This window comes from Stenotrophomonas sp. CFBP 13724 (assembly GCF_014841975.1).
Taxonomy (GTDB): Bacteria; Pseudomonadota; Gammaproteobacteria; order Xanthomonadales; family Xanthomonadaceae; genus Stenotrophomonas; species Stenotrophomonas lacuserhaii.
This window is the reverse complement of sequence record NZ_JACYUW010000001.1, coordinates 2,320,564-2,343,444: the sequence shown is the minus strand read 5'-3', so window position 1 is coordinate 2,343,444 and position 22,881 is coordinate 2,320,564. Positions and strand designations below refer to the sequence as shown.

The following is a 22,881-nucleotide window of genomic DNA, read 5'->3' as shown; positions in this document are numbered from 1 at the left end:
CGCAGCGTGCCCGCCTGTCTGCGCGCAACGGTGCGTGCGGCCCATGATCCCGGCATCCGGCAACACGGCCGGACGGGCCTCACGCGGGAAAGTCGTCGCCGAACTTGCTGGCGGTCACGCAAGTGCGATATAGATACGCCTTCGCAGCGGCACCGACCGAAGTGCCGCGCATGGGGAACGGTAATGACTGAGAACATGACTGCGGGCGGGGAGCTTGCAGGACTCCGGGTGATGGTCATCGACGATTCGAAGACCATTCGAAGGACGGCGGAAACGCTGCTGAAACGCGAAGGCTGCGAGGTGGTGACCGCCACCGACGGCTTCGAGGCCTTGGCCAAGATCGCAGACCAGCAGCCGCAGATCATCTTCGTGGACATCATGATGCCGCGTCTTGACGGCTATCAGACCTGTGCGCTGATCAAGGGCAACCAGCTGTTCAAGTCCACGCCGGTGATCATGCTGTCGTCCAAGGATGGTCTGTTCGACAAGGCGCGCGGGCGCATCGTCGGCTCGGAGCAGTACCTGACCAAGCCTTTCACGCGCGAAGAACTGCTGGGTGCCATCCGCACATACGTCAACGCCTGACCAGGGGGGAAAGGCAAAATGGCTCGTATCGTCCTGATCGAGGATTCACCGACCGACCGTGCGGTGTTCAGCCAATGGCTGCGCAAGGCAGGGCATGAAGTCGAAGAGGCAGACAACGCCGAAGCCGGGCTGGAGCTGGTTCGCAGCCAGCTGCCGCAGCTGGTGCTGATGGACGTCGTGCTGCCGGGCATGAGTGGCTTCCAGGCCACCCGCGCACTGGCCCGCGACGCGGCCACCAAGCACATCCCGGTGATCATCGTCAGCACCAAGGCGATGGAAACCGACAAGGCCTGGGGCCTGCGCCAGGGCGCGGCCGATTACATCGTCAAGCCGCCGCGCGAGGAAGACCTGATCGCGCGGATCAACGAGCTGGTGTCCTGATGCGCTCTCCCTTCGACATCCTCGAAGCGTATGAGCGCCGCAGCCTGGCCCATGCGGTGCAGCTGCCGGAACGCCAGTTCGCCCAGGACCTGTGGCGTGGCGTGGGGTACCGCGTCGGCCATCGCCGGCTGGTCTCGGACTTCCGCGAAGTGGTGGAAATCGTGCCGATGCCACCGGTGACGCCGGTGCCATGCGCGCAGCCGTGGCTGCTGGGCGTGGGCAACCTGCGCGGCAACCTGTTCCCGGTGATCGACCTGAAACTGTTCCTGGAAGGCGCGCGCACGGTGCAGCAGGAAGGCCAGCGCGTGCTGGTGATGCGCCAGGCCGGAGGCGATGTGGCACTGACCATCGACGAACTTTACGGCCAGCGTAGTTTCGAGCTGGACCAGGAAGTGGCGGCCGGTGGACTGGCCGAGGGGCGCTACGCTCACTTCGTCGAACGCGCCTTCCATGCCGACGACCACGACTGGGGCGTTTTCTCGCTCTCGCTGCTGTCGCGCACTCCCGAATTCCGGCAAGCCGCGGCCTGAACGCTGGCTTCCGTTCCTGCATTGCATTGAACATCGAGGTTGAACGATGAGTACTGCTTCCGATTCCAGCAAGGCGGCCAAGGTGCGCCTGGGTGGCACCAACGCGTGGTTGATCCTGCTGCTGCTGGCAATGGCGCTGTTCGGCCTGAACACCGGCGTGGCCACCTGGCAGGGCAGCCGCCTGGCCGACGCCAGCACCAAGGCCGCCGACCTGCAGGTGCTGTCACAGCAGCTGGCCAACCAGGGACGAGAAGCAGTGGCCGGCAACGCGCAGGCCTTCACCGCGTTCAAGGCCACCCGCACCGCGATCGACGAGAACGTGGCCACCCTGCAGGGCCGCTACGGCGCCGAACCGGGCGTGTCCGCCCCGATCGGCAAGCTGGTCGCGACCTGGCAGCCGTTGGCCAAGAGTGCCGCCCAGCTGGTGTCCAGTGAGCCGGCGGTGCTGACCCTGGCCGGCAACGCGAACAACTTCACCGGTGCCGTGCCGGGCCTGCAGGCCCAGTTGAACGAAGTGGTGCGCGCGATGAGTGCCTCCGGTGCACCGTCGGCGCAGATCTACAGCGCGCTGCAGCAGGTCGTGGTCGCCGGCACGATGGCGCGCCGGGTCACTGAAATCCGCGCCGGTGGCTCCGGTGCCGCCGGCGCCGGCGATGCACTGGCCCGCGACATCACCGTGTTCAGCCAGGTGCTGGACGGCCTGCGCAACGGTAACGAAGACATGGGCATCGCCGCGGTACGTGGCGCCGCCGCGCTGGCCGCGCTGGAGCAGTCCCAGCAGCAGTGGACGGCGATGAAGACCGACGCCGACGCGATCCTGGCCAGCTCACGCCAGCTGTTCGCCGCGCAGGCCGCGGCCGCCAGCCTGACCGCCGGTTCGTCGGACATGCTGGCCGACAGCAAGGGCCTGTTCAACGCGTTCTCTTCCTTCGGCTCGGCCAGCGATACGCGGCTGTTCCCCAACTTCTGGATCGGCGTGGTGTCCGGCGCGCTGTCGCTGATCGCGATCATCGGCTTCGTCAGCACTTCGGTGCGCGGACGTTCGCGCGAGCAGGAACTGCGTTACCAGACGCAGGTGGAATTCAACAGCCGTAACCAGCAGGCCATCATGCGGCTGCTGGATGAAATCAGCTCGCTCGGTGAGGGCGACCTGACGGTGAAAGCGTCGGTGACCGAAGACATGACCGGCGCCATCGCAGACGCCATCAACTACGCCGTCGACGAGCTGCGCCACCTGGTGACCACCATCAACGACACCTCGGCCAAGGTCGCCGTGTCCACCCAGGAAACCCAGGCCACCGCGATGCAGCTGGCCGAAGCGGCAGGCCACCAGGCCAACCAGATCACCACCGCCTCGGACCGCATCGGCGAGATCGCGGCAAGCATTGAACAGGTGTCGCGTAACTCCTCCGAGTCTGCTGAAGTGGCGCAGCGCTCGGTGGTCATCGCTGCAGAAGGTGCCGGCGTGGTGCGCGAAACCATCCAGGGCATGGACCAGATCCGCGACCAGATCCAGGAAACGTCCAAGCGCATCAAGCGACTGGGTGAGTCCTCGCAGGAAATCGGCTCGATCGTGGAACTGATCAACGACATTTCCGAGCAGACCAACATCCTGGCGTTGAACGCGGCGGTGCAGGCCGCTTCGGCAGGCGAAGCCGGTCGCGGTTTTGCCGTGGTGGCCGACGAAGTGCAGCGCCTGGCAGAACGCACCTCCGGCGCGACGCGACGCATCGAAGGCCTGGTGCAGGCCATCCAGGCCGATACCAACGAAGCAGTCACCTCGATGGAGCAGACCACCGCCGAGGTGGTGTCCGGTGCACGCCTGGCCGAGGACGCCGGCACCGCGCTGACCGAGATCGAGCGCGTGTCCAACGCCCTCAACAACCTCATCAAGAACATCTCCGTGGCCGCCCAGCAGCAGTCCTCGGCCGCGTCGGACATCACCCATACCATGGGCGTGATCCGGCAGATCACCGGCCAGACCTCGCAGGGTGCGGGGCAGACCGCCGAATCGATCGGCCACCTGGCACAGCTGGCCGCCGACCTTCGCCGCTCGGTCGCCGACTTCAAGCTGCCGGCGTAAGCCGGCAGTACGGGGAAGCAAGGATTACCTGATGAAGCATCGTCACTATTTCCGCCACACTGCATGCCATGCCCCGCGCGGCATGCGTTCGCTGGCGACCGGAGTCCGCCCATGAGTACCCTGCGCGATGCAATGAGCCATGCCGCCCTGGGCTGGGTGAAGCCGGAGCTGGATGAGACCCTGCGCCAGGTGCGCAACGAGGTCGAGTACTTCGTCGAGGCGCCCGCCGACGCCACCCGCATGCGCCTGTGCGCCGGCTACCTGCACCAGGTGCAGGGCACGCTGCGCATGGTGGAACTGTACGCACCTGCGATGGTGGCCGAGGAGCTCGAACAGCTCGCCGTGGCGATCGGCAATGGAGATGTCGCCGAGCGCGATGAATCGTGCGCGACCCTGATGCGCGGCAGCGTGCTGCTTCCGGATTACCTGGAGCGCCTGCAGAACGGCCACCGCGACATTCCGATCGTGCTGCTGCCGCTGCTCAACGAAATCCGTGCCGCGCGTGGCATGGCGGGCATCAATGAAAGCGTGCTGCTGGCCTTTGCGCCGGACAGCGTGGGTGCCACCGAAGCCGAACTCGACCACGCCCGCGGCAGCCTGAGCGGGCGCAACCGCGAACTGCTCGACACCGTCGGCAACGCGGTGAAGGAAGAACTGCTGCGCATCAAGGACGCGCTGGACCTGCACCTGCGCACCGGCGGAGCGCCGCAGCAGCTGCAGCAGCAGGTCAACGAACTTGCCGCGGTGGGCGATACGCTGGCCATGATGGGCCTGGACGTCGCGCGCAACGTGGTGGTGCAGCAGCGTGATGCGCTCAGCAGCGTGGTCGCGGGCGAGCAGCAGATCGACGAGAGCCTGCTGCTGGATGTCGCCGGTGCGCTGCTGTACGTGGACGCGTCGCTGGATGACCAGGTTGCCCATCTGGGCGCGACCGGCAGCGGCGAAGATGACCCTTCCGCTGCTGAAACCCGGCGCACACTGGAAGTGCTGGCGCACGAAGCGATCGCCAACTTCACCGTGGCCCGTGAGCACTTCGTCGCCTTCATCGAAACCAACTGGAACCACGAGCAGCTGCAGGACGTGCCGCGGCTGCTGGGCGAGGTCGGCGGCGCGCTGCGCATGCTCGACCTTCCAGTGCCGGCCGACTACCTGAAGGGCGTGCAGCTGTACATCGACGCCGAGTTGATCGGGCGCCAGCGCGTGCCCAGCGGGCGCCAGCTGGATACGCTGGCCGATGCGATGGCCAGCCTGGAGTACTACCTGGAAGCGCTGCGCGACCGTCGCGCCGGACGCGAAAGCATCCTGGACATCACCCGCAGCAGCCTGGAAGCACTACGCTACTGGCCGCTGCCGGTGGCCAACGCTGCCGCGCCGATCGCCGAGCCGGCGCCGCAGCCGGTACAGCGCGAAGCCGTGCTGCCGCCGCCGCTCGAGGTGCCTGGGCTGGAAACGCTGGAGTTGCCGCCGCTGGCAGCCGCACCCGCGCAGGTGCCGCCGCCACTGCCGGGCTTCGTGTTCGACGCCGCGCCGACCGCACCTGCGCTGGACGTGCAGGGCCTTGAGCCTGCATCCGATGCACCTGCCGATGCGCAAGCGCTCGACGGCGCACCGTTGGAGCATGTACCGACCGAACCGGCCGCCCCGACGCTGGTCTTCGCTGCGACCACCGCGGTTCCGCCGCAGGTGCCGGCCTGGGAACTCGGCAGCTTCCACGCGACGCCTGAAGAGAGCGACAGCCGCGCGCCGACCTTCACCGACTTCGATCCGGTATTCGCTGAAGATGCCGCCGATGCCACGCGTTGGACGGTCGAACCGGTTACCCAGGTGGATCTGTCCGTCGCCGACGAGGATCAGGGCACGCTCGCCGATGCTGCTGCACACGGAGACGTGCCCGGAGTGCTCGGCGACGCCGACGATGGCCTGCTGCTGATCGATGGCGCTGACTTCGACCCGGTGCTGGCCGAAGTCGAGGCGGAAGACGATGCGATCGAGCCGGTCAGCTTCCGCTTCGATGAGGGCGGCATCAGCCGTGCCGACGATGTCCTGTCGTTGGAAGCGCTGGAAGCCTCGGTCATCGAGGCGCCGGCAGGATTCGATGTGATCACTGCTGCCGAACCGGCGCCGTTCGCATCGTCCGAGCCGCTGCAGGCAAATGAAGCTGAGCCACCGTCGCCCGACTCTGCGGTGGTCGACGATGCCGATGCGCGCTTCCTGGCCGAACTGGCCGCGGCTGCGGCCGACTTCAATCCGCAGCCGGAGCCGCAGGCGCCGCTGCTGGCCGAAACGCCGGTTGCCGCCGCCGAAACGCTCGACGGTGGATTCGACGAGCAGGCCGAGAACATCGACCAGGACATCCGCGAGGTGTTCCTGGAAGAGTTCGACGAAGAACTGATCAACCTCGGCGGGCTGTTGCCGGCCTGGCGCGCGCAGCCGGACAACATGGACCGCCTGCGTCCGATCCGCCGCGTGTTCCACACGCTGAAGGGCAGTGGGCGCCTGGTGGGCGCGCGTACGCTGGGCGAGTTTGCCTGGAAGATCGAAGGAATGCTCAACCGCGTGCTGGATGGCTCCCGCCCGGCAACGCCGGCGGTGGTGGCCGTGGTCGAACAGGCCTACCACGCCCTGCCCGAACTCAATGCAGCACTGCGCAGTGGGCAGCGCGTCAGCGCGGACCTGCAGGCGCTGCAGTCGATCGCCGACCGCGTTGGCGCCGGCGAAGAAACCTTCCACGTGCCGCTGCCCATCCATCCGGTCGCCACGGCGGTTTCCGGGATGGACGAGCAGGCCGGGATCGATGCGCTGGAAGCAGCCTTCGCCGCCGATGTGGCGGCCGCCTCCCTCGAGGGTGCTCCGGCCAGCATCGACAGCGTGCTGCGCGAGATCCTGGAAGCCGAAGTGGAAGCGCACATGGCCACCCTGCACGGGTGGCTGGCGTCGTCGCGCGTCGACCCGCAGCCCGTCTCCGATCCGCTGCTGCGTGCCGTGCATACCATGAACGGTGCCTTCGCCATGACCGATGTGCCGGAGATCACCTCCGTCACCGGCGCAGCCGAAAGCTACATCAAGCGCTCGCTGGCGGCTGCCGAAGCGCCCAGCCATGAGGGCGTGCATGCGCTGGACGCCACTGCGCGCGCGATCGAAGCCACGATGCTGGCGTTGCAGGCCGAATCGCCCCGCATCCCGCTGCAGCAGGAACTTGCCGAACGCCTGCAGGCGCTCGCCGCGACCCTGCCCGAAGCGCGTTGGCCGGTGATGGAAGATGCCGCCGATGTGGTTGAACAGGCGCAGCCAGACCCTGCTGCCGTCAGTGCCGATGTCGATCTCGACGTCGAGGTGATCGACGCGGCCGAGCCGGTAGCGCAGGCCGAGGCCGAGGCCGAGGTCGAGGTCGAGGTCGAGCAGATCGCCGAGGCGATGATCGACAGCGGCGAACTGCACGTCATCGAGCCCGAGCGTGAGTCCGCCAGCGATGAGGTTGCACGGGGTGAAGAACGGTCCAGCGACGAGCAGGTCGCATCGCTCGACGCGCCGGTCGTGGCTGAGGTCGAACTGACCGGCGCCAACGATCTGTCTTCGTTCCTGGATCCGCTTCCGGCGCCGTCGGTCGAGCACGAACGGGGCGCCGAGCCGACCTTCGTCGCGGAAGCCGACGTGCCGGCGGCAACATCGCACGAGAGCGACCAGGCCACCGCTGAACCGGCCCAGGACCACGATGTCGAGGTGCAGCTGACCGGCGCAGAGGACCTGTCGCTGTATCTGGACGACGCAGCGCATGCCGCGCTGCCCGACAGTTACGTGCCGGGTGCCGTCGAACCTGCCGCCCAGCACGACGAACCGCTCGGGCAGGCGCTCGAGGCGACCGGCGAGGAGCCGGGCGAGGCGATTTCCGACGAACTGCAGGGCAGTGCCGCCTTCGGCGAGACCGTGTCGTTGCAGGAAGCGCTGGATGAAGGGCTGCACGTCATCGACGATTCCGTAGAGGAAGACGCGGCCGAGCTCATCTCTGTTGCCGGCGATGCTGGGTCGGCGGACGAGGATGCGGCGTTCGCCGCGTACATCGATGCCGATGAGCCGGCTACGGCGCCGTATGCCGAGGAAACGGAACAGCTTTCCGCCGAGGCCGAAGCCGACGTCGTGCAGCAGCCGTACTTCGAGATGGAGCCCGCCGCTGCATCGCTTGCTGGTTCGTCCAACACTGGTGCAGCCGAGGTGCCTGAAGATGCGCACGAGGTTGCCCTGCAGGACGCCGCCGACGCCTTGGATGCCGAGGCAGTCGAAGTAGTCGAAGCAGAAGTCGGCAGCGCCGATGCGCTGGACTTCAGCGTGCTGGACCGCGAGCTGGTGGACATCTTCGTCGAAGAAGGCAAGGACCTGCTCGACCACTGCGACGGCCTGATCAGCGAACTGCGCACCGCGCCGGAGGACCGCGAACCGCTGGCGGGCCTGCAGCGCGACCTGCACACGCTGAAGGGCGGCGCACGCATGGCCGGCATCAATCCCATCGGCGATCTCGGCCACGGCATCGAATCGCTGTTGGAAGCGGTATTCGCCGGACGCACCAGCATCGAGCACAGCGATGTACAGCTGCTGGAGCGCGGCTTCGATCGCCTGCACCAGATGCTCACCCTCACCGGCAACCATCGCCAGGTGGCGGCGGCCGATGACCTGGTGGCTGCTTTCGATGCACGCACCCAGGGCCGGCCGGCTACGCAGGCCGAGGCCGACGAACCCGCCGCTGCCGCGCCCAGCGCTGCCGAGCTGATCGCCAGCCTGCCGCTGTCCGCGCCACTGCCGGTGGAAGCCGGCGGCGAGGAAGAAGGCGGCGCGCGCCCGCAGCAGGAACAGGTGCGCGTGCGTGCCGACCTGCTCGATCGCCTGGTCAACCACGCCGGCGAAGTGGCGATCTACCGTTCGCGGCTGGAACAGCAGCTCGGTGCCTTCCGCGGCGCCATGGGCGAACTGGACCGCACCAATGCGCGTCTTCGCGATCAGCTGCGCCGTCTTGACCTGGAAACCGAGGCGCAGATCGTTGCCCGTTACCAGCGCGAGCAGGAGCAGGCCGACCACAGCTTCGACCCGCTGGAACTGGACCGCTTCTCCACGCTGCAGCAGCTCAGCCGCGCGCTGAACGAATCGGCAGCCGACCTTGGCGGCCTGCAGGGGGTGCTGGACGACCTGTCACGCCAGTACGATTCACTGCTGCAGCAGCAGTCGCGGGTCAGCTCCGAGCTGCAGGACGGCCTGATGCGTGCGCGCATGGTGCCCTTCGACGGGCTGGTGCCGCGCCTGCGTCGCGTGGTCCGCCAGGCCGGTACCGATACCGGCAAGCAGGTTCACCTGACGCTGGAAGGAACCCACGGCGAACTCGATCGCAACGTGCTGGATCGCATGGTCGCGCCGCTGGAACACATGCTGCGCAACTCCGTCGCCCACGGCCTGGAAACGGCCGAACAGCGACGTGCGGCAGGCAAGCCCGTGGAAGGCGAGATCTCGTTGCGCCTGCATCGCGAAGGCTCTGAAATCGTGCTCGACGTGGCCGACGACGGTGCCGGGCTGGACCGCGAAGCGATCCGCCGGCGCGCGCTGGAACGCGGCCTGATCCAGGCCGATGCCACCCTGGCCGACAACGAACTGGACAACCTGATCTTCGCCTCCGGTTTCAGCACCGCCGACCAGCTCAGCCAGCTGGCTGGACGTGGCGTGGGCATGGACGTGGTGCGCAACGAAGTGCGCCAGCTTGGCGGCAGCGTGGAAATCCACTCGGTACGCGGCCAGGGCGCTCGTTTCACCCTGCGACTGCCGCAGACGCTGGCCGTCACCCAGGCGGTGTTCGTGCAGATCGGCGAGACCACCTTCGCCGTCCCGGTGGGTTCGGTCAGTGGCATCGGCCGCATTTCGCGCGAGCGTTTCGAGGCCGGCGACAGCACCTACCGCTACAGCGGGGAGGAGTACACCCTGCATGACCTGGGCAGCCTGATCGGCCAAGCCCCGGCCCGTGCCGAAGGGCAGGCCCAGGTGCCGCTGCTGCTGGTGCGCGCGGGCGACCTGCGCGCTGCGGTGGCAATCGACCAGGTGCTCGGCAACCGCGAAATCGTGGTCAAGCCGGTCGGCCTGCAGATCGCCTCGGTGCCGGGCATCTACGGTGCCACCATCACCGGCGATGGCCGTGTGGTGGTGATCCTGGACGTGGCACCGCTGGTGCGCCGCTTCGTCGCCAACCCGGAGCGTCCGCTGCCGGTGGCCGAACTGGAACAGCAGCGCCAGGTGCCGGTGGTGATGGTGGTGGACGATTCGCTGACCATGCGCAAAGTCACCGGCCGCATCCTGGAACGCCACAACTTCGAAGTCAGCGTGGCGCGCGATGGCGTGGAAGCGCTGGAGCGACTGGAAGAGCGCGTACCGGACCTGATGCTGCTGGACATCGAGATGCCGCGCATGGATGGCTACGAGCTGGCCACCGCGATGCGTGCCGACCCTCGTTACCGCGATGTGCCGATCGTGATGATCACCTCGCGCAGCGGCGACAAGCATCGCCAGCGCGCTTTCGAAATCGGCGTGCAGCGTTACCTGGGCAAGCCTTACCAGGAGCTGGACCTGATGCGTAACGTGTACGACCTGCTGGGGATCGCCCGTGTCCGAGAATGATGCAAGCCTGCCGCCGGCCGTCGCGCTGCTGGCACGCCCGGGCGCGGCCCGCGACCGCCTGCGCGAGGCGCTGGTCCAGGCCGACGTGGCGCTGGTGCTGGAAGAGGATCCCGACGCGCTGGATCCTGCAACGCTGATCGCGCTCGCTCCGCAAGCCGTGGTGATCGCGTTGGAGCCCGCCGTGGAAGCCGCCCTGGAACGGCTCGACGACGCGCTGTCTTCGCCGACTTTCACCCTGGTGTTCGACGAGGCCGACCTGGCCGCGCGCCGCGAAGGCTGGGAGACCCAGCGCTGGGCGCGGCACCTAGCGGCCAAGCTGCATGGTCATCGGGAAGTGCTGCCGCCCGGTGCGGAAGTGGAAGAAGACCTGCAGATTGAACCGGGGATGCCGGATACACCGGCCCAGCTGCACGTCAATGCGCCGCTGGACTTCCACCTGGACGAAGCGGCCGACGCGGCTGATCTGCTGGCGGGTGACAGCCTGTACGAAGCACCCGCGCAGTGGCAGGAACCGCAGGCGCTGGAACATGCACTGGCGACGAACCTGCCCGACGCCGACGCCGACGCCGACGCCGACGCCGAGGCCGACGCCGACGCCGAAGCCCCTGCCACGCCTGCCGATGCAGGCGCGGTGGTGCCGCCGCCACTGGCCGACCACAGCCGCTGGGCGCTGCTGGACGAGAACGCCGCACCCGCTGCGGTGAGCCGCCAGACCACCGCGCCGCCGGCGTTGCCGGTATTCGATTCGGCCCACCTTTCGCTGGTGGACATGGAAGACACCGCGCCCAGCACCGGTCCACGACGCGGCGCGCGCGGCGCGGTGGTGGTGCTGGCCGGCATCGGCGGCCCTGATGCGCTGCGGCGCCTGCTGGCCGCGCTGCCGTCGGCGCTGGACGCGCCGCTGCTGGTGCGGATGCCGCTGGACGGCGCGCGCTACGGCAATCTGGTCAAGCAGATGGCGCGGGTTTCGCCGTTGCCGGTGCTGCTCGCAGAAACCGGCGCAGATGTGCTGGAAGGCCACGTCTACATCCTGTCCGACGACACCGCCACCGCGCTGCGTGATGGCGGACTGCAGTTCGAAAGCCGACCCCAGGGCCTGGAACTGGCGCGGCTGCCGCCGGGCGAAAGCGCGGTGATCCTGCTCAGTGGTGCCGACCTGCTGCAAGTCGACCCGGCACTGACGCTGGCCGAGGCCGGTGCATGGGTGGGCGGCCAGGTGGGCGAGGGCTGCTACGACCCGGCCGCAGCCACCGCCGTGGTGGCGGCCGGCATGTTCGCCGGTGAGCCGCAGGAGCTCGCACAGGCCATCAGTGCCCGCTGGGCACGTCCGGAACAAGGGGAAGCACAGTGAGCCATGCCAACAACGATGAGATCCGCGGGGTCCTGATCCAGTCCGGTCCCGAACGCGTGCTGCTGCCCAATGCCACCGTGGCCGAAATGATGGCCAAGGTGCAGGTGCAGGCGAGCGCGGAAGGTCCTGACTGGCTGCTGGGCACGCTGGCCTGGCACGGCTGGGAGGTGCCGCTGGTGTCCTTTGCGCGGCTGTCCGGGCTGGGCGAGGAAAGCATCGGCGGCAACAACAAGGTCGTGGTGCTCAAGGCCTTGGCCGGTAATGCCCAGCGCCCGTATTTCGCGCTGCTGACGCAGAGCTTCCCGCAGCTGATTTCGGTGCCGCGCGATGGCCTGCTGGCCGATGCGTCCGAAGAAACCCTCCCCGACAGCGTGCACATGCGCGTGCTGCTGGGTGAGCAGAGCGCGCTGCTGCCGAACCTGGACGCGGTGGAAACCGCACTGGATTCGCTGCACTGAACCCAGCAGTGGGTAGGTGACGACCCACCCGGTGGGTGACGACCAACCCGGTGGGTGACGACCGTTGGTCGTCACGCCCTTGCCCAGGCCGAAGCGTAACGACCAACGGTCGTCACCCACCACGAGCAACGGCCTTGACCTACCCGCGACCCACGGCCGCCGGCGCGCGCCTCAGCCCATGTCGCCCAGGCGTGCCTGCAGGGCCGCGATCGCGGCGAGCCCGGCCGTTTCCGTGCGCAGGATCCGCGGCCCCAGCTGCAGCCCCTGGAAGCCCGCCGCCGCCAACTGCTGGCGATCGCGCGGCGACCAGCCGCCCTCCGGACCGATGGCGATCACCACGCCGCCTGCGGGCGCTGCCTGCAGCGTGGACAGGCGGTGGCTGCCTTCCGGATCCAGGGTCAGGCGCAGTGTATCGGCGGGCAGCACCGCCATCGCCGCTGCCAGGCCCAACGGCGGGCCCAACCGCGGAATCACCGCACGTCCTGACTGGCCGCAGGCGGACTGCACCACGTTGTTCCAGTGCGCGACGCGCTTCTCCGCCCGCGCGGCATCCAGCTTCACTTCGGTGCGCTCGGCATTGACCGGCACCACCGCCGCCACACCCAGCTCGGTGGCCTTCTGCAGGATCAGGTCCATCTTCTCGCCGCGCGCCACGCCCTGCAGCAGGGTGATCCGCAGTGACGATTCATTGGCCAGCGGCGTGGCTGCTTCGATCCGCACCTGTGCATCACGCTTGCCGGCGAGGACAATCGTGGCGGCATAGTCATGCCCATCACCATTGAACAGCACGCAGGCATCGCCCTCGCGCAGTCGCATCACCCGCAGCAGGTGGTTGGCGGCGTCCTCGGGCAGGGACACGGTCTGGCCGGCCTGCAGGAGAATCGACACGGGGCAGCGGGTCACGCGCATGCGGCGTTCTCCACAACGGATGGGCGGGCGTCCTGCGGGGAGGGGGGTGTCTCTGCTAGCATCGTGGGCTCATGAACATGTTGCTTCCTTCGTCCATTCTATCGGCCCGCGCGGGGTATACCGCATGAGCCGTCCCCTGCCGATCATCCATCGCATCACCGATGAGGAAAACGGCCCGTTCCAGCGCCAGCACCTGGACCTGGAGTTTTCCAATGGTGAACAGCGCCGCTTCGAGCGACTGGTCAGCCGCGGCCACGGTGCCGTGGTGGTGGTGCCGATGCTGGACGATGACACCGTGCTGCTGGTGCGTGAATACGCCGCCGGCATGCACCGCTATGAACTGGGCCTGGTCAAGGGCCGCATCGATGCCGGCGAAACGCCGGAGCAGGCGGCCGACCGCGAGCTGAAGGAAGAAGCCGGCTACGGCGCGCACCGCGTTGACGTGCTGCGCGCCATGACCCTTGCCCCCACCTACATGAGCCACCAATCGTGGCTGGTGGTAGCGCGCGATCTGTATCCGCAACGGCTGCAGGGCGATGAGCCCGAAGAACTGGAAGTGGTGCCGTGGAAGCTGTCGCAGATCGACCAGCTGATGCTGCGCGAAGACTTCTCCGAGGGCCGTTCACTGGCGGCCCTGTTCATTGCCCGAGAGTGGCTGCAGCGTGGCGCGACGGCGCCATGACCCACGCCCGCCTCACCACCGACCTGCGCGAAACGGTCATCGCCATTGCCCAGGATGCCGCCGCAGCGATCATGCAGGTCTACGCGTCCGGCTTCGATATCACGATGAAGGCCGATGACAGCCCGGTAACCGCCGCCGACCTGGCAGCGCACCAGCGCATCGTCCGCGGCCTTTCACGGCTCACCCCGGACCTGCCGATCCTGTCCGAGGAAGCCACCGCGGCCCCCTGGGAAACGCGGCGCCACTGGGGCGCCTACTGGCTGGTCGATCCGCTGGATGGCACTCGAGAGTTCATCAAGCGCAACGGCGAATTCAGCGTCAACATCGCGCTGGTCTACCAGGGCGCGCCCACCTTCGGCGTGGTGCTGGCGCCGGTGACCGGCCTGGTCTGGCACGCCATGCGCGGCGAGCAGGCCTACCGCCGGCAGGGCGTGCATGACACCGTGCTGCGCACCCGTGTGCCGGCGCACGCACCGCTGCGGGTCGCCGCCAGCCGCTCGCACCGTTCGTCGCGCACGCAGGTGCTGCTGGATCGCATGGGCGATATCGAAACGGTGGCCCAGGGCTCTTCGTTGAAGTTCTGCCGGATCGCCGAGGGCGATCTTGATGTCTATCCGCGGCTGGGTCCGACCAGCGAATGGGACACCGCGGCCGGCCAGTGCGTGCTGCACGCCGCCGGTGGTGCGGTGTTGTCCACCGCCACCGGCAAGCCGTTCCGCTACAACCGCCGCGAAAGCCTGCTCAACGGTGATTTCATGGCCTTGGGCGATACCCGCCTGGCATGGCGCGACTGGCTGCCCCCCGACGAACCGGAGACTGCATGAGCACGAGCGACGCCGCCACCGAACTGGGCCGCCTGCTGGCGATCATGGCGCGCCTGCGCGACCCGCAGGGCGGCTGCCCGTGGGACCTGGAGCAGGACTTTTCGACCATCGCGCCGTACACCATCGAAGAAGCCTACGAAGTGGCCGATGCGATAGATCGCGGCGACCTCGACGACCTGTGCGACGAACTGGGTGACCTGTTGCTGCAGGTGGTCTTCCACGCACAGATGGCGCAGGAGCAGGGCGCGTTCGCCTTCGCCGACGTGGCGCGCAGCATCAACGACAAGATGGTCCGCCGCCATCCGCACATCTTTGCCGACGCCAGTGCGGGCGACGCCGCCGAGGTGCTGCGCAACTGGGAGGCGATCAAGCGCGAGGAACGCGCCGCCAAGGGCGAGACCGATGGCTCGGCGTTGGCCGGCATTTCGCGCGGACTGCCGGAATGGCAGCGGGCGATGAAGCTGCAATCGCGCGCGGCCAAGGTCGGCTTCGACTGGCCCGGCCCATTGCCGGTACTGGACAAGGCCGCCGAGGAACTGCAGGAACTGCGCGAGGAATTCGAACGCGGCGACGTGGCGGCGAACAAGGCCCGGCTGCAGGAAGAACTCGGCGACCTGTTGTTCGTCTGTGCCAACCTGGCGCGCCACGCCGACCTCGACCTGGGCGCTGCGCTGCGCGGGGCCAACCACAAGTTCGAGCGACGCTTCCGCGCGATGGAAGCGCGCGCCGGCGAAGACGGGAAGCGGCTGGCCGAGCTGGACCTGGACGCCCAGGAAGCGCTCTGGCAGCACGCGAAGGCCGACGAAACGGCATCGTGAAGACGTTCGGGTTGTTCGTAGTGACGGCGATGGCCGAGATCATCGGCTGCTACCTGCCATGGTTGTGGCTGCGTCGCGATGGCAGCGCCTGGCTGTTGCTGCCGGCCGCGGCCAGCCTGGCCCTGTTCGCCTGGCTGCTGACCCTGCATCCGCAGGCCAGCGGACGCGTGTATGCGGCCTACGGTGGTGTCTACGTCGGCACTGCGCTGGTCTGGCTGTGGTTGGTGGACGGCATCCGTCCCGGCCGTTGGGACCTGCTCGGCGTGGGCCTGTGCCTGGCCGGGATGGCGGTGATCATGTTCGCCCCGCGCACCGGCTGACGACCGTCAATCCCGGTGGGTGACGACCGTTGGTCGTCACGCTCTTCCCCGGCAAGGAGCGTGACGACCAACGGTCGTCACCCACCGAAGCACTCGCCACCCACCGGGCCAAGACGATCAGGGCTTCCGGCAGCCCAGCATCCCAAGGTCGATCGCATCGGCCATGCGCGCATAGCCTTCATCGTTGGGATGCAGGTGGTCGCGGGTGATGCCGCCCGGCAGCGATTCCGGCACCGCCGGGTCACGCAGCGCCGCATCGAAATCCACCACCCCGTCATAGCCACTTTGCGGCCCGCGCGCCCAGGCATTGATCGCCGTGCGCGTGGCAGCTGAAACAGGTTCGTAGCGCTCCGAGCCACCGAACGGGGTCAGCGTGCCGATGAACGCACGCCCGCCGTGCAGGTGCACGCGGTCGGCAATCTGCCGGTAGCCGGCCTGCATATCGTCGGCGTTGCGGCCGGGCAGTGGTGCCGGCCCACCGCCATGGCGGATATCGTTGATCCCTTCGAACACGATCACCTGGTCGGCATCGGCGGTGGCGATCACATCGCGATCCAGCCGCGACAGCGCGCTGTGGCTGCGGCCGTGGTCGAGCAGTTTGTTGCCACTGATGCCCTGGTTGAGCACCACGAAGCGGTCCGGGCAAGCGCGCTGCAACCGCACTGCCAGTCGTTCCGGCCACTGGTTGTACGAGCCGCGCTGGGCGGTGGCGCCTTCGGTGATGGAATCGCCGAGCGCCACGATCACCGACGGCCGATCTGCGCGCTGTACCAGCACCGCGGAAAACACGTTCTGCCGATAGGACACCGCCACCGAATCGGCGATGGTCGGATGACGGCCATCGACGACCCGCACGGTGGTGCGACGGACTGCAGGCCGGGTTGCCTGCGGGAAGTAACCGGTGACCCGGATTTCATCCAGTGCCGCCGCCTGCAGCGGTACCGCGTCGGTCAAAAGGGCCGCGCCGACCGGTACTTCGATGAGCGCGCGTCCGGCCACGGTGACCGGTAGCGCCGTGCCGGAAGGCCCCTGCACGGTCACGTCCTGCAACCGCAGCGGGGCAACCCCGAGTTCATTGCTGATGCGCAGCCGCAACGCATCGGCGCGGCTGCCCAGCCGCATGTCCTGGCGCACCGTCTGTGCGGCGAACTGCATGGGAGCCTGCGGCGTGCCATCCAGGCGGTCCGGGGCGGGCGAGGCGGTCCATGCGGTGACCCACACCGGCTGCGCAGGGGCAGCCGATGCGGAGAGCGCCGAACCAACGGCAAACGAAACAGCAGTGATCCAGCGCAGCATGGCAAAACTCCGGTCAGGAGAAGAACGTACCGCCGTTGACGTCCACGTTGGCACCGGTCATGAAGGCGGCCGCGTCCGAGGCCAGGTAGACCGCCACGTCGGCCGCCTCTTCCGGCCGGCCCTGGCGACGCAGCGGCGTACCGGCGGCCACCGCAGTGCGCACTTCCGGCTTGGTGAACTCATCGTGGAAGCGGGTGGCGATCATGCCGCAGCACAGGGCGTTGACCCGGATTCCCTTCGGACCGAGTTCCTTGGCCATCGCACGGGTGAAGGTCATCACGCCGGCCTTGGCCGTGGCGTAGATCGCCGCGCCCGGGCCGCCGCCGTCGCGGCCGGCCTGCGAGGCGAAGTTGACGATCGCCGCACCTTCGCCCATGTGCGGAACAACCGCGTGGGTGGTCAGGTAGGTTGAGGTCAGGTTGAGGTCGATCACCTTGTGGAAGAACGCCGGGTCGATATCGGCCAACGGGCGACGCTCCACCATGCCGCCAGCCACGTTGACCAGCACGTCGATGCGGGGGCCGAACGCGGCCTGCGCCGCAGCGACCAGGCCGGCAACCGCGGCCGGATCGGTGACGTCGGCGCGGTGCGCGATGGCCTGGCCACCGGCGGCCTGGATCAGCTCCAGGGTCTGTCGTGCACTGGCTTCATCGTTGGCGTAGTTGATGCAGACGCGGGCGCCAGCAGCGGCCAGCTTGATTGAAATGTCGCGACCGATATCGCGGCCGCCACCGGTGACGATGGCCACCTTGTCCTGGAATGACATGGGATGAAGCTCCTTGTTTACGTGAGGGGGAAAAAGGGAGCGCAGGCATGCGCTCAGGAATCCGACGAAGGGGCATCGAGGCGGCGCACCGTACCGGTGATCCACCACAACGCGATGAGCGAAAGCGGTACCAGGGCCGCCACCAGCATGAACATCGGCGCGTACGACTCACGCGTCAGCACCGGTACCAGCCAGGTGGTGATCAGCGTGCCGGCCACGGCGGCGAGGCCACCCAGCCCGGCCAGGGTGCCGACCGAGCGTCCGCCGAACAGGTCACCCGGCAGCGTTTGGATGTTGCCGATCGCCACCTGGAAGCCGAACAGCACGGCGGCGATGGTCAGCACGGCGGTCAGCGGCTCGGCCGCCAGCACCGCGCCGAGCAGGGCAGGGGCCATCACCACGCAGCCGAGGGTGATTGACCATTTGCGCGCGCGGTCCACGCTGTGGCCGGCGCGGATCAGCCGGCCGGACAACCAGCCACCGGTCAGGCTGCCAAGCATCGCGCCGACGAACGGAACCCAGGCGAACAGGCCGATCTGCTTGATGTCGAAGCCGAAGGTTTCGGCCAGGTAGATCGGCAGCCAGGACACGAACAGCCACCAGATCGGGTCCAGCAGGAAGCGGCAGGCCAGCATGCCCCAGCTCTGCCGGTGCGCCAGCAGTTCGCGCACGCTGCGCCGCGGTGCAGCCGGGTCGGCCGCTCCGGCCTGGTCCTGCATGATCAGCCTGCGCTCTGCGTCGCTGACCCACGGATGCTTGTCCGGCCCGGCGCGGTAAACGAACAGCCACGGCAGCAACCACAGGAACCCCATCGCACCGATCACCACGAAGGTGCCGCGCCAGCCCAGCCACAGGTACAAGGCGGCGATCGCCGGCGCCGACACGATCGCACCGATCGAGGCACCGGCATTGAACACGCCCTGCGCCAGCGCACGCTCGCGCGCGGGAAACCATTCGGCATTGGCCTTCACCGCGCCCGGCCACGCGCCGGCTTCGCTGACCCCGAGCATCGCCCGCACCAGGCTGAAGGACAGGATCGAATGGGTGACCGCGTGCAGCGCGATGGAGATCGACCACACGCTGATGGACAGGGCGAAGCCCATCCGGGTGCCGATCAGGTCGAACAGTCGCCCGAACAGGAACTGGCCCGCTGCGTAGAACAGCATGAACACGGTGACCAGCAGGGCGTAGTCATCCTTGGTCGCGCCGACCTCGCGGGCGATCTCCGGCCACATCACCGCCAGCGCGTTGCGGTCGATGTAGTTGATCACCGTGGCGACCGCGATCAGGCCGACGATCAGCCAGCGCACCGCCGAGCGCACCGGCACCTTGCGCAACGTGTCGATGGCGGCCGGCCCCTTCATCGTGCATCCCCTTTGCCGGCCGCGCGGTCGATCCGCGCATGGCTGCCGCGCCAGCGGTAGCTGCGCCCCTCCACGCTGACGGTGTGTTCGACATCGGCGCTGCTGTCATCGGCAACGCCCAGCGCGATGCGCGCGCCGCTGGCCAGGGTCAGCTCGACCAGCTCGGCATCGCTGCCGCGTGCGCGCTTCAGGTCGCGGATCTGGCTGTCGGCGCCGTGCACGTACTCGGCGGTGCCGTTGTACTCGCCATGCGGCTCCAGCACGCTGAAGAAACTCACCGCGCGCTGCCCGTCCACGCGCTGTACCAGCGCCGGTTCGCGGCGCAGGTTGAACTCGGGATCATTGGCGCCGCTCTCCACCAGCAGGGCCTGCGAAGGCGCGCTGCTGCCGAAGCGGTAACTGTAGAAGCGCCCGTCGAGCAGCCACGCCAGCGTGCGCGGATCGCTGCCGGCCTGGCTGCGCGCATCCAGCCACAGGTGCTGGTAGCCGTTTTCCCTGCCCAGCACCGGGCGCTGGTCCACGAAGCGTTCAGCCTGGAATCCAGTGCTGACGATGTGGCCGTTGAAGTGCAGCGGCAGGTCGAAGCGCGCTGGCTTGTCCGCACTCACCTGCAGCAGGTCAAGCACCACGGGCAGGCCCAGCTCCGGATGCTGCAGCAGGGCCTGGGTACGGGTGAATACCACGCCGGGATACGCATCGCGCATCGTCGCCGAAGCGACCTGGGTGTCCTTGCCGGCCTCGAAGAAGCGTACCGTCGGCGCATGTTCCTCGCCGACCTTCCAGTCGCCGTTGAAGTGGCTCTTCTCATCCACCACCAGCGTGTTGTGGGCGATGGTCTGCTTGGCCCAACTGCGGTTCTCGGCGAGGTAGATGCCGCCGCGCTTGGCTTCCACGTTGAGGAAGCGGGCCGAACCGTAATCGGTCACCACCCGCTGTCCGTTGTCATAGAACAGCCAGTTGAGCTTGTCGAAGTGGCCGTGGCCCATGCCCTGCATGGTGTCTTTCTGTACCAGGGTCTGGCCGCGTTCACCGCCCATGCGCAGGATCGCCAGGCCACCCTGGTCACCGTCCGGGCCATCGCGCAGCAGCATCGGGGTGTAATCGAACGGCTTGGCCTTGCCGGCGGCCAGGCCCTGCGCCACCTTCAGTCCTTCCGGGGTCAGCAGCAGGCGACCCTGCTGTTCGGCGACGGACAGCAGCCGGTCATCGCCGCTGCGGGCGTAGGCGATGCCGATGCCGGCCACCAGCTCTTCGGTGTCCACCCCCTTGTCCAGGATCGCATCGTTGATCGGGAAGAACAGGCCGTCATAGCTGGTCTGCACCAGCACGTCGACGGCCTTCAGCAGCACGCCATCGCGGCGCTCGAAGATGCGGCGTTGCGGCTCGTTGCGTTCGATCGCATTGGCGAACAGCAGGAACGGCGCCAGTGCATAGCGCTGGTAGTACGGGCCTTCTTCGTAATAGCCGTCCGGCGAGAACAGCAGGTCGACCTGGCGCAGGAAACCGAATTCATCGTCCTTGCGGCTGCCGCGCAGTGACTTCTCCACCAATTCCGGGTCGCGCAGCACGTAGCCGGTCATGCCGGTGGCGGCCACCGCCCAGGTGGAATGGTTGTGGATCTGGTCGAAGTTCTTCGGCTCACTGGCGAGGAATTCGGCCATCGGACGGAACACGTTGTCATCGATGGTCTGGCGGTCCTTGGCCGGCAGTGCGTTGCGGATCGCGTCGTAGCCCTGCACCGCATTGACCAGCCACACCGAGTCGTTCAGTACCTGCCAGAACACCCGTCCCGGGATCTGTCCGCGGCCTTCCGGATGCGGGCCCAGCGTCGGGTACAGCGTGGCGTACTCCAGCAGCATGCGCCGTGCATAGTCCACGTAGCGGCTGTCACCGGTGAGCCGGTACAGCGTGCCGGCGGCCAGCAGCGCCTGGTAGTTGCGCTTGTGCTGTTCGTGGGTGCGGCCGCCGCCCTTGTCCTTGGGGAAGGGCACGTCGATGCCGGCCTTCATCATTTTTTCCAGCATCGCCTTGTTGCGGGCCTGCTCCTTGGCGAACCACGGATAGCGCGCACCATCGCTGGCCATCTGCTGCCATTGCGCAGCGGTCACCAGCACCGGGGCCGTGCTGCTTTCCGCCGCTGCGGGAGCCGCGGCGAAGGCCGCCGAGACGGGCAGCAGGGCCAGGGTTGCGGTAGCGGTAGCCACGGCGAGGGCAAGCGACAGGCACGTGTGTTTCATCGATCAGCTCCGTTGGCGGGCAGACGGTGGCCGACAGCGGCCGCATCCGTCCATTCCCCTTGTTTGGGATACCAGGTGACCCCGGTATCGTCGCGCGGTATCACCGCCAGGTTGGTTGCCGCGCCCACGTCGGCCAGCGCGGGCGAGGGCGACCACAGTCCGTTCGGCGCCTGCACCAGCGTCACGGTCATGCTGTCCACGCCGCCCGGCAGCGCGGTGGAGGCAAGCGGCGACTGCACATTGCCGCTGAAAGCCACGCCGGCCAGGCTGCCATCGACCGTCACCGGATTGGAACCGGTGCGGTTGACGATCAGGTTGGCGCGGAACTGGCTGCTGCTGGGCGGCACCACCATCGCGGTGGCCGCGTTGTAGCCCACGCCGAAGCTGACCTTGGCCACGTCGACGAAGGTATTGCGCTCGATCAGGGCATCCACCACCGGCGAGTAGCCCGACAGCGCGGCGTTGGCCTGGCCGTACATCACCGCCAGGCCGGCGCGGTTGCTGCTGCCGGCCAGCGCCTGGAAATAATTGTTGCGGACCTGCTGCTGCGCGTTGATCACGCGTACGCCGCCGGTGCCGGCCTTGCCATCACCCAGGAAGACGTTGTCCAGCACGCGGTTGCCGTCGCCATGGCGCAGCGTCAGCGACCCGGCCGAGCGGTAGAACACGTTGCCGCGGTACGTATTGCCGCCGGACTTGTTGGAAATGATCTCGGTTTCGCCATCGCAGCCTTCGAACCAGTTGGCTTCGACGGTGCTGTTGGAATCGCTGAGCGAGGTGTCGCTGGTGCCAACGCGCAGTGTTTCGCCACCGTTGACACCCAGCGCCGGCCGCGGGCCGAACCAGTTGTGGTCGATGCGATGCTGGTTGTCCATGCCCTGGGTGGCATCACGCACCACCACCACCGTAGGGCCGGCGTTGGTCTTGCCGCGCAGCTGGCTATGGTCCAGCCGGTTGAAAGCGCCGTACAGCATCACCCACTGGTCCTGGTCGGCCGGGTCCGGATTGCTGTAGTCATCGATCACCAGCCCGGTGACCCGGCTGTTGCGCGCCACTGCCTTGCTGGATTCGCGGAACGCCACCACTGCATCGCTGGGGCTGTAGCCGTTGCGGAACACCAGGTTGGCCACATGCAGGTACTGGCCGGCCAGGCGCAGGTCGGACTGCCCGGTGAGCACCACCTGGCCGGGCGACTGCGCGCGCAGCGTGATCGGGGCGGCCGCGGTGCCGTTGCCTTTCAGCAGCAGTCGCGTGTTGTTCCAGGTGCCGTTGGCCAGCACGATCTCATCGCCCGGCTGCAGATTGGCGGAGGCGGCGGTGTACTCGCCGGTGTCGTGCACCAGATAGCTTGCCGCCTCGGCGGGCGACGCGAACGGAATGCCCAGCGCCAGCAACAGGGCGGCGGTCAGATGGCGTGGCGGACACTGCATGGTGTTCCCTCCGAAGCGTGGCCTGCGAAGCAGGAGATGATTGTAAGCCGTAGTGCTAGTCCAGTTGGCATGGAAAGTAGGGCAATAACATCGCTAAGTCATGCTGCAACAGCACATCTTTTTACCGTAAATTGGCCTATAGCAATGGTAAGACGAAAGAATCAGTCCAATTGGTTGACATTTGTGTGTCCGCATGTCGAAA

General features: G+C 67.7%; 17 protein-coding genes. 11 read left to right on the top strand and 6 right to left on the bottom strand.

All coding sequences use genetic code 11. The features are described from left to right. Window positions 1-183 precede the first annotated feature (183 nt). From pilG to IFT63_RS10315, 7 genes are all read left to right on the top strand, one after another. The gene (gene pilG / locus IFT63_RS10345; protein ID WP_042614342.1) at window positions 184-585 is read left to right on the top strand and encodes a twitching motility response regulator PilG; all 402 of its coding nucleotides are present in this window, start codon (window positions 184-186) and stop codon (window positions 583-585) included. 18 nt (window positions 586-603) lie between these two features. Then, window positions 604-966: a response regulator gene (locus IFT63_RS10340; protein ID WP_057508185.1), complete on the top strand. Its 363-nt coding sequence runs from the start codon at window positions 604-606 to the stop codon at window positions 964-966. After that, window positions 966-1,496 (top strand): chemotaxis protein CheW, encoded by a 531-nt coding sequence (locus IFT63_RS10335; RefSeq protein ID WP_042614340.1) that lies wholly within the window; start codon window positions 966-968, stop codon window positions 1,494-1,496. Before IFT63_RS10340 ends, IFT63_RS10335 begins: the two co-directional genes overlap by 1 nt. Window positions 1,497-1,542: 46 nt before the next feature. Further along, window positions 1,543-3,579 (top strand): methyl-accepting chemotaxis protein, encoded by a 2,037-nt coding sequence (locus tag IFT63_RS10330; protein ID WP_192084017.1) that lies wholly within the window; start codon window positions 1,543-1,545, stop codon window positions 3,577-3,579. Window positions 3,580-3,690: 111 nt separating this feature from the next. Beyond that, window positions 3,691-10,224 carry an Hpt domain-containing protein gene (locus IFT63_RS10325; protein WP_192084016.1) on the top strand — a complete coding sequence of 2,178 codons (6,534 nt, stop codon included), beginning with the start codon at window positions 3,691-3,693 and terminating at the stop codon, window positions 10,222-10,224. After that, window positions 10,211-11,575 carry a chemotaxis protein CheB gene (locus tag IFT63_RS10320; protein ID WP_192084015.1) on the top strand — a complete coding sequence of 455 codons (1,365 nt, stop codon included), beginning with the start codon at window positions 10,211-10,213 and terminating at the stop codon, window positions 11,573-11,575. The genes IFT63_RS10325 and IFT63_RS10320 overlap by 14 nt, the downstream gene beginning before the upstream one ends. Next, complete coding sequence (locus IFT63_RS10315) at window positions 11,572-12,033, top strand: chemotaxis protein CheW (RefSeq protein ID WP_101116173.1); 462 nt, start codon at window positions 11,572-11,574, stop codon at window positions 12,031-12,033. The genes IFT63_RS10320 and IFT63_RS10315 overlap by 4 nt, the downstream gene beginning before the upstream one ends. A 171-nt stretch (window positions 12,034-12,204) precedes the next feature. Here IFT63_RS10315 and IFT63_RS10310 read toward each other — a convergent pair whose 3' ends face one another. Then, a complete protein-coding gene (locus IFT63_RS10310; RefSeq protein ID WP_042615037.1) occupies window positions 12,205-12,942 on the bottom strand; it encodes a 16S rRNA (uracil(1498)-N(3))-methyltransferase in 738 nt (245 codons plus the stop codon). Window positions 12,943-13,066: 124 nt separating this feature from the next. Between IFT63_RS10310 and nudE the strand changes: the two genes are divergently transcribed. The 4 genes from nudE to IFT63_RS10290 are packed head-to-tail and all read left to right on the top strand — an operon-like array spanning window position 13,067 to window position 15,586. After that, window positions 13,067-13,624: an ADP compounds hydrolase NudE gene (gene nudE, locus IFT63_RS10305; RefSeq protein WP_042615036.1), complete on the top strand. Its 558-nt coding sequence runs from the start codon at window positions 13,067-13,069 to the stop codon at window positions 13,622-13,624. Continuing rightward, window positions 13,621-14,448, top strand: coding sequence for a 3'(2'),5'-bisphosphate nucleotidase CysQ (gene cysQ, locus IFT63_RS10300; RefSeq protein WP_042615041.1), 828 nt, complete (start codon window positions 13,621-13,623; stop codon window positions 14,446-14,448). Before nudE ends, cysQ begins: the two co-directional genes overlap by 4 nt. Next, window positions 14,445-15,266 carry a nucleoside triphosphate pyrophosphohydrolase gene (gene mazG, locus IFT63_RS10295; RefSeq protein WP_042615035.1) on the top strand — a complete coding sequence of 274 codons (822 nt, stop codon included), beginning with the start codon at window positions 14,445-14,447 and terminating at the stop codon, window positions 15,264-15,266. Before cysQ ends, mazG begins: the two co-directional genes overlap by 4 nt. Beyond that, complete coding sequence (locus IFT63_RS10290; RefSeq protein ID WP_042615034.1) at window positions 15,263-15,586, top strand: YnfA family protein; 324 nt, start codon at window positions 15,263-15,265, stop codon at window positions 15,584-15,586. The genes mazG and IFT63_RS10290 overlap by 4 nt, the downstream gene beginning before the upstream one ends. Before the next feature lie 117 nt (window positions 15,587-15,703). Here the strand turns inward: IFT63_RS10290 and IFT63_RS10285 are convergent, their stop codons facing one another. From IFT63_RS10285 to IFT63_RS10265, 5 genes are read right to left on the bottom strand one after another with little or no spacing between them, the layout of a single operon-like run. Next, a complete protein-coding gene (locus IFT63_RS10285; RefSeq protein WP_192084014.1) occupies window positions 15,704-16,882 on the bottom strand; it encodes a GDSL-type esterase/lipase family protein in 1,179 nt (392 codons plus the stop codon). Window positions 16,883-16,895: 13 nt separating this feature from the next. Then, on the bottom strand, window positions 16,896-17,648 hold the full coding sequence (locus tag IFT63_RS10280; protein WP_192084013.1) for a glucose 1-dehydrogenase: 753 nt from the start codon (window positions 17,646-17,648) through the stop codon (window positions 16,896-16,898). Window positions 17,649-17,701: 53 nt separating this feature from the next. Further along, the gene (locus tag IFT63_RS10275) at window positions 17,702-19,012 is read right to left on the bottom strand and encodes an MFS transporter (RefSeq protein WP_042615031.1); all 1,311 of its coding nucleotides are present in this window, start codon (window positions 19,010-19,012) and stop codon (window positions 17,702-17,704) included. Beyond that, on the bottom strand, window positions 19,009-21,249 hold the full coding sequence (locus IFT63_RS10270) for an oligoalginate lyase (protein WP_192084012.1): 2,241 nt from the start codon (window positions 21,247-21,249) through the stop codon (window positions 19,009-19,011). Before IFT63_RS10270 ends, IFT63_RS10275 begins: the two co-directional genes overlap by 4 nt. Beyond that, window positions 21,246-22,679 carry a polysaccharide lyase 6 family protein gene (locus tag IFT63_RS10265; protein ID WP_192084011.1) on the bottom strand — a complete coding sequence of 478 codons (1,434 nt, stop codon included), beginning with the start codon at window positions 22,677-22,679 and terminating at the stop codon, window positions 21,246-21,248. The genes IFT63_RS10270 and IFT63_RS10265 overlap by 4 nt, the downstream gene beginning before the upstream one ends. Between the last annotated feature and the right edge of the window lie 202 nt (window positions 22,680-22,881).